Source organism: Geomonas sp., from assembly GCF_056994735.1.
In genome coordinates, this window is sequence record NZ_JBXKJL010000029.1 from 1 (window position 1) to 1,530 (window position 1,530).

At 63.6% G+C, this 1,530-nt stretch carries 1 protein-coding gene; it reads right to left on the reverse strand.

The window, feature by feature from the left end:
- On the reverse strand, nucleotides 1-1,365 hold a 1,365-nt coding region (locus AC11W3_RS01185), incomplete at its 3' end, for an IS1634 family transposase (RefSeq protein ID WP_484092354.1).
- Nucleotides 1,366-1,530: the final 165 nt, after the last annotated feature.

Genomic DNA, 1,530 nt, shown 5'->3' on the forward strand with positions numbered 1-1,530 from the left:
CTTGCACGACCGGAACCACTGCTCCACCATCCAGAGTTGCTTGTACTGTAACGCCACGTCGGCCGAGTCCAGCTCGGTGTTCGTGCGGAGCACCCACTTGCCGTCGTAGCGGGCGTCCTCGGCGACCTTCGCCTCATCGATCCCGAAGCCGGGGGAGTCACCACCGCTCAGGTAGCGGCGGTAGCCCTTGTTACCGACCAGCGACTTGTCCCCACTGTGGAGTTGCTCCCGCAACGCCGCCACGATCGCTTCCCGATCGGCGGCATCCTTGCGGGCCTCATCCTCGTTCAGGCAGACGACGTAGCGGCGCTCGCCCACCCACACCTCCTTCACCTTCAAGGGTGAGGGATCGTCGCTCTTGACTCGTGGCGGATGCACCACCCTGTAGCGACCGGCTCGGGACAGCACCTCATCTTTTACCTCGTTCTGCGACCGCATCCGGGCACCCAGGATGTACTGCCAGCCCCGCTCGTCCTGCTCCAACGCTGTGATCGTCTCCTGGCTGATCATGCCCCGATCGGCCACGATGCAGACCCGCCGGACCCCGAAGCGACTCCGCAGGCGATCGACCACGGGGATCAGCGTCGTCACGTCGGTGGTGTTGCCGGGCCACAGTTCGCAGCAGATCGGACGCCCTTGTCCATCGAGCACAGCCCCGACGACCATCTGGTAGAGGTCGGGCCGATGATCCTTGCTGAAGCCCCGCTGGCCAATGTCCTGGCCGCCCTCCCCCTCGAAGTAGATCGAGGTGGTGTCGAAGAAGACCAGATGCAGGTCGGTGAAGAGGTCACGGCGGTGGGCGAATACCTCCTCCTCGATCCGATCCTTGATGCAGCGCGGGGCGAATGGTGTCTTGCCCGCCTGCTGGTCCTGGGGCAACTCCTCGCCGAGCCAGGCCATGGCCCGGTAGAGGTGATGCAGTTGCAGGGCGTCGCACCCCTCGATCTGGTAGTCGGTTCTCCACGTGTCGGCGGCCCGATCGCTGCCGGGGTCGAACAGGCGATGGAGGACGGTGAGGAAGATGGCCCGCTCGACATCGAACTCGAAGCGGCGCCCGTCGAGGAGTCCCTCGATGACCCGCTGGCACCCCGTCTGTTGCCAGAGCCGCCGGAAGATCAGTGCAGGTCCGATGCGTCGTGTGGTGATGGTCGGGAGTTGTCCCTTGGCGTGAGCCGAGAGCAGGAGAACGGACTGGGCCAGGCGTGCCCCCGAGACAAGGAGGGCATCGAGCTGGCCACTCTGTTGCAGATGATCGAGTCGTCCCAGGGTGGCGAGGACCCGCTGGCGGGGTCGCCCGTCTTCCCAGCGGTTCTCGACGATCTGGAGGTAGGAACGTGATCCGGAAGTCTTGGTTCGGAAGAACATGGCGTCCCTCGTGACTGGGTCACCATGATCATACGGCTGAAATGCGGTGATTCAAGGGGAAAAACCGGTGTAGCGTGGCACTATGTTTGCCACCCCGAGACGATTCTCGGTCCATCAGCAAAGGACTTACGTCAAAAACCGAGGCGCAACTGTAGAAGAAAAGTT